The sequence below is a fragment of the Halobacterium bonnevillei genome (assembly GCF_009831555.1).
Taxonomy (GTDB): Archaea; Halobacteriota; Halobacteria; order Halobacteriales; family Halobacteriaceae; genus Halobacterium; species Halobacterium bonnevillei.
Genome location: NZ_WUUU01000177.1, coordinates 1 through 5790, shown reverse-complemented (window position 1 = coordinate 5790; position 5790 = coordinate 1). Strand labels below are relative to the sequence as shown.

Here is a 5790-nt window from a genome sequence, read left to right as displayed (position 1 = left end):
GGCCGACGTCTCCGTCGACCGCGTGGTCGCCAACAGCCTCCTGGAAGCCGACGGCGAGCTCACGGGCGCCGTCGAGGGACCGCTCATCGAGCGGACGAAAGACCACGCGCTCGCCGAGGTCTGCGAGGACTTCGGCTGCGACGTCGCCGACAGCGTGGCGGTCGGGGACGGCGCGAACGACGCGCCGATGCTCGACGCCGCCGGATTCGGCGTGGGCTTCCAGCCGAAACCCGGCATCGAACAGCACTGCGACGCGGTCGTCGGATCGATGGCGGAACTGGAAGCGCTGTTCCGCGACCGGGGCGTTCTCGACTAGGCGCGCCCGCCGTCCGGCCTGCCGCTGCACTTTTCCTGCCCGTCCGGACCGTGTCCAGCGCGATGAGCCGTCGGTGACGGCGACCGCGAGAGTGTCTGGAAATTGTTCGACGGGAGAGTGTCGAGACGCGTGAGTACGCGTGAATCGCGTGTGACAGAAACCCGCGACGGGTGGGGTCGCGGGAGGGTTCCGGGTCGAGCGGCCAGGGCACACTGAGCGGATTCGACCCGGCGTCACGCCCTACGACGCGCCTCCCTTTGCTTAATTGGGTATTAACTCGGTTTCCTGCCGTGTTTTCGCGGGCGAACGGAACGGGAACGTTGATTGCGCGAACCCGGCAACTGGACGTATAGTGCCCGACGACTCACCGACCGGCGACGGCCTCGACGAGGCCGACATCCACGACGTCCTCCGGAACGACCGTCGCCGCATGGTCATCGAACGCCTCGGAGACGCCGACGGTCCGGTGACCGCCCGCGACCTCTCGGAGACCATCGCCGCCCGGGAGGCCGACGAGGACCCGCCGCCGCGGAACGTCCGGCAGAGCGTCTACATCTCCCTCCAGCAGACCCACATTCCGAAACTCGAGGAGCTCGGCATCGTCGACTACGACGAGAACTCCAAGGAACTGCGCCCCGCCGAACACGCCAGCGACGTCGGCATCTACATGGAAGTGGTCCCGAAGTACGGCCTCTCGTACAGCGAGTTCTGCGGGGGCCTGGGCGTCCTCGGCGTCCTTCTCGTGGTCGGCGCCGAAACGGGCGTCCCGGTGCTCAGCGACGTGGGTGCCGCCGCGTGGGCCGTTCTGGTCTTCACCGTCCTCGTGGCGTCCGCGGCCTACCAGACGTACGCGCAGCGGAGTTCGCTCGTCCACCGCCTCCGCGAATAACGCGCTGGTTCGTGGCGGGGGCCGGGCTTCAGCGCGTCGCGTCCTCGATGGCCGCTTCGAGGTCCGCCACGACGTCCGCCGGGTCCTCGATCCCGACGCTCAACCGCACGAGGTCGTCGTGGACGCCGGCGGCTTCTTTCTCCTCGTCGGTGAGCTGCTGGTGGGTGGTGCTCGCTGGGTGGATGATGAGCGTCTTCGCGTCGCCGACGTTCGCCAGCAGGCTGGCGAGGTCGGTGTTCTCCGTGGTCTGTTTGGCGGCCTCGTAGCCGCCCTCGACGCCGAACGTGATCATCCCGCCGTACCCCCCGTCCAGGTACTCCGAGGCGGTGTCGTGGGTCGGGTGGGCCTCGAGGCCGGGGTACGTGACCCACGAGACGGCCGGGTGGTCGGCGAGGTACTCGGCGACCTGCTGGGCGTTCTCGCAGTGCTTGTCCATGCGCAGCGGCAGCGACTCGAGCTTCTGGAGGGTCTGCCAGGCATCGAACGGCGACTGCTGGTTCCCGAGGTCGCGGAGCCCGCGGGCGATGGCGGCGTACGTGAACGCCGCGTCGCCGAACGTCTCGGCGAAGTTCACGCCGTGGTAGGCGGGGTTCTCCGTGGCGATTTCCGGGAACTTGTCTGCGTGCTCGAGCCACGGGAAGTCGCCGCCGTCGACGAGCGCGCCGCCGACAGTGGTGCCCGCGCCGGTGATCCACTTCGTGGTGGAGTGCCAGACGACGTCCGCGCCGTGCTCGAGGGGATTGCAGAGGTACGGCGTCGCGAACGTGTTGTCCACGATGAGTGGGACGCCGGCCTCGTCGGTGATCTCGCCGAGGCGCTCGAAGTCCGGCGTCGTGAGACTCGGGTTGCCGATGGTCTCGACGAGCACGTACGCGGTGTCCTCGTCGATGGCCTCCTCGTAGGCGTCGTAGTCCAGGGCGTCCACGAACCGAGTGGAGACGCCGCGGCGCTCGACGCTGTGCGTGAGGTAGGTGTACGTGCCGCCGTAGAGGTCGCTGGACGCGACGACGTTGTCGCCCGCGCTCGCGAGGATGAACGTCGCGAGGTCGAGGCTCGCCATACCCGAGGCGGTGGCGACGGCGCCGACCCCGCCCTCGAGGGCGGCGAGGCGCTCCTGGAGCACCTCGACGGTCGGATTCATCAGCCGCGAGTAGATGTAGCCGGGCTTCTCGAGGGCGAACTGCGCGGCGGCGTCGTCGCTGTCCTCGAAGACGTAGGAGGTCGTCTGGTAGATCGGGGGCGCCCGGGACCCCGTCGTCGGGTCACGTCCTGTCCCGCGTGCACACTGTTCGTCTCGAACCCGTAGTCGTCTGCCATACGTCTATCGGGACCCCCAGGGGGTTAAGCCGCGTGGACCCCTGCAGGTCCTGCCGGTCTCTGTGACACGGTCCGGGCGTCGAATCCGCGCGGGGCGAGCGGTTACCCCGAGAAGAGGCTGTTGTGGACGGGTGCGTACATCGTCCGGCGGTCGTCCTCGTGGTCGACGGTGTCGGTGACCGCGCGACCGGCGACGCCGTCCGCGAGGAAGTCCTTGATGGGCGGGCCGACGGACTCCGGTTCCACGAGGAACGCGTCGTGGCCGTGGTCGGACTCCACGACGTGGTGGGAGACGGGGACGTCGCGGTCGCGGAACGCCTCCGCCAAGCCCTCGCTCTGTTCGACCGTGAAATGCCAGTCCCCCGTGAACGACAGCAGGAGGGCCTCGCCGGCGAACGCGCCGACCGCGCTGGCGTCGGAGTCGTAGCCCTCCGCGAGGTCGTAGTCGTCCATCGCGCGCGTCAGGTAGAGGTAGCTGTTCGCGTCGAAGCGCTCGCTGAACTTCTCTGCCTGGTAGTCGAGGTACGACTCGACGTCGCGGTACGGGAAGAACGCGCCCGCGTCGTCGACGGGGAACGCGTCGCTGCCCGCCTCGCGGCCGGCGGTGCGGCGGCCGAACTTCCGGCCCATGGAGTCCTTCGAGAGGTACATCAGGTGGCCGATCTGGCGGGCGAGCGCGAGGCCCTGTTCGGGCTGGTCCCCGCAGACGGACTCGTCCGCCCTGGCGGCGCTCGCGTCCGTCACGCCATCGCCGTAGTAGTCGCCCTCGTTCCACTTCGGGTCGCCGCGGATGGCGCGGCGCGCAACCGCGTTCAGGCCGAGACACTGGCGTCCAGGCGGGGCGCAGCGGCGATGGCAATCACGCGGCGCGCGTCGTCGGGGTACCGGCTCGCCCAGTCGAGGGCGTTCATGCCGCCGACGCTGCCGCCCAGCACGGCGTGCAGGCGGCCGACGCCGAGGTCGTCGAGGAGGCGGCGCTGGCTCCGCGTCCAGTCGCCGACTGTGACCGGCGGGAAGTCGGTTCCCCAGGGTTCGCCGTCGGGCCCCTCGCTGGCGGGGCCGTCCGTGCCGTAGCACGACCCAGGGACGTTCGCGCAGACGACGTAGTACTCGTTCGTGTCGATGGCCTTCCCGGGCCCGACGACGTCGTGCCACCAGCCGCGGCCCTGGCCGTCGCTGCGCCCGCGGACGTGCTGGCTCCCCGTCAGCGCGTGGCAGACGAGGACCGCGTTGTCGCCCGTGAACTGGCCGTACGTCTCGTAGGCGACGGTGAAGTCCTCGATGGTCTGCCCGGACTCGAATTCGAACTCCTCGAACGTCGTCGTCGGCATTAGCGCGTCCCTCCGTCGTGTAGCGCCTTCAGTCCTCCTGTGTCGGTCATTCGTGTGCCTCCGCGAGCGCGGCGTCGAAGTCCGCGAGCACGTCCGCGGTGTCCTCGATGCCGACCGAGACGCGGACCATGTCCGGGTCGACGCCGGCGGCGCGCTGTTCGGCCGCCGAGAGCTGTGCGTGCGTGGTGGACGCGGGGTGGATGACGAGGGTCTTCGCGTCCCCGACGTTCGCCGCGAAGGACGCCAGGTCGACCGCCTCGCAGACGGCCTTCGCCGCGTCGAAGCCGCCCGTCGGGCCGAACGTCAGCATGCCGCCGTAGCCGCCCGCCGGCCCTCCTGCGGCGTCGGTGACGCCCGCGGGTAACTCGCTCCGGGCGTCCGGTTCGCCGCCGGCGTCGAGATACTCGCTGGCGGTGTCGTGCGTGGGGTGGTCTTCCTGTCCGGGGTAGGACACCCACGCGACGTCGTCGTGGTCGGCGAGGAACGCCGCGAGCGCGGCGGCGTTCGCGCAGTGCCGGTCCATCCGCAGCGGGAGCGTCTCGACGCCCTGGAGGGTCTGCCAGGCGTCGAAGGGCGTCTGGCCGGTGCCGGTCGCGCGGACGGCGCGCTGTCGGACCGCCGCGGCGAACGCGCGGTCCCCGAACCGCTCGGTGAAGTCGAACCCGTACGCGGGGTTCTCGCCGGAGAGTTCCGGGAAGTCGGCGTCCGGGTGGTCCCAGGGGAACGTGCCGCCGTCGACGACCACACCGCCCAGCGTGGTGCCGGCGCCGTGCAGCCACTTCGTGGTGGACTCCCAGACGACGTCCGCGCCGTGCTCGATGGGGCGGCAGAGGTGCGGCGTCGCGAACGTGTTGTCCACGACCAGCGGAACGGCGTTGTCGTGAGCGACGTCGGCGACAGCCTCGAAGTCCGGCGTCACCAGCGAGGGGTTCGCGATGGTCTCGACGTGGACGAACGCGGTGTCCTCGTCGATGGCGTCGGCGACTGCGTCCGGGTCGAGGGCGTCGACGGTCCGGGTCTCGATACCGCGCTTGCCGGCGATGTGCGAGAAGTACGACGCGGTGCCGCCGTACATGTCCTCGCCGGCGACGACGTTCCGTCCGGTCTCGGCGAGGACGGTTGTGATGCCGTCGATGGCGCCCATCCCGGCGTTCGTCGCGACGGCCCCGACGCCGCCCTCGAGGTTGGCGAGGCGGTCCTCGAGCGTCGAGACGGTGGGGTTGGAGATGCGCGAGTAGACGTCGTCCTCGGAGTCGAGTGCGTACCGCTCGGCGGCGTCCTCGGCGTCCGGGAAGACGTACGACGTGGTCTGGTAGAGTGGTGGGGCGCGCGCCCCTGTCTCGTCGGGGACCTGGCCCGCGTGGACACTGCGGGTGTGTCGCCCGCCGCTCGCGTCAGTCATGTATATAGGTAATAGAACTCTCGAAGAATATGCGTGCCAGTTACGGCAACGCTTGCCCGCACGCCCCAGACCCCCATCACACCCGCTGCAACGCCGGATTTTCGAGGTGGTCGCGTCTACAGGATGTCGGCGGTGTTCGACAGGACGGCGACGCCGTCCCGTCAGCATCATCGCGTTCCGGCGCGTTCTTGTCGGCGGCCCATATACGCCTGGTATGGTCAGGCGGGAACGGGGCGCGCTCGCGAGCGTCGTCTTCACCGTGCTGTTCGCGCAAGTCCTCCTCTACCCCGGCGCCGCCGACGTCGTCGCGTCGTTCGGTGCGACCGACGCCGAGACCGCCAGCCGGTGGTTCCTCGCCGCCGAGTTCGGCGCGTTCGTCGCGTTCGCCGGCGTCTGGGGCGTCGCCAGCGACCGCGCCGGCGCCCGCGTCCCGTTCATCGTCGCTGGCGCACTCGCGGGCAGCGCCGGATACGCCGCACTCGCTCTCCTCGATGCCTCCTTCGGCGTCGTGCTCGCGCTCCGTGTCGCACAGGGC

General features: G+C 70.1%; 3 protein-coding genes and 3 pseudogenes. 3 read left to right on the top strand and 3 right to left on the bottom strand.

Annotated elements, in window-relative coordinates:
- Together GRX66_RS15640 and GRX66_RS15635 are read left to right on the top strand one after the other, a co-directional pair.
- Positions 1-316 (top strand): HAD family hydrolase (locus GRX66_RS15640; RefSeq protein ID WP_159527367.1); only part of this gene is annotated, 316 nt, incomplete at its 5' end.
- A 352-nt stretch (positions 317-668) separates the two neighbouring features.
- The gene (locus GRX66_RS15635; RefSeq protein ID WP_201293061.1) at positions 669-1205 is read left to right on the top strand and encodes a DUF7344 domain-containing protein; all 537 of its coding nucleotides are present in this window, start codon (positions 669-671) and stop codon (positions 1203-1205) included.
- 28 nt (positions 1206-1233) lie between these two features.
- On the opposite strand, the pseudogene GRX66_RS15630 reads toward GRX66_RS15635, so the two are convergent.
- From GRX66_RS15630 to GRX66_RS15620, 3 genes and pseudogenes are all read right to left on the bottom strand, one after another.
- A pseudogene (locus GRX66_RS15630) lies at positions 1234-2522 on the bottom strand (O-acetylhomoserine aminocarboxypropyltransferase/cysteine synthase family protein).
- A gap of 102 nt (positions 2523-2624) precedes the next feature.
- Positions 2625-3853 (bottom strand): annotated as a pseudogene (metX, locus tag GRX66_RS15625) (homoserine O-acetyltransferase MetX).
- A gap of 46 nt (positions 3854-3899) precedes the next feature.
- A complete protein-coding gene (locus tag GRX66_RS15620) occupies positions 3900-5255 on the bottom strand; it encodes an O-acetylhomoserine aminocarboxypropyltransferase/cysteine synthase family protein (protein ID WP_159527366.1) in 1356 nt (451 codons plus the stop codon).
- 214 nt (positions 5256-5469) lie between these two features.
- On the opposite strand from GRX66_RS15620, the pseudogene GRX66_RS15615 reads away from it, so the two are divergent.
- A pseudogene (locus tag GRX66_RS15615) lies at positions 5470-5790 on the top strand (MFS transporter); the annotation flags it as partial.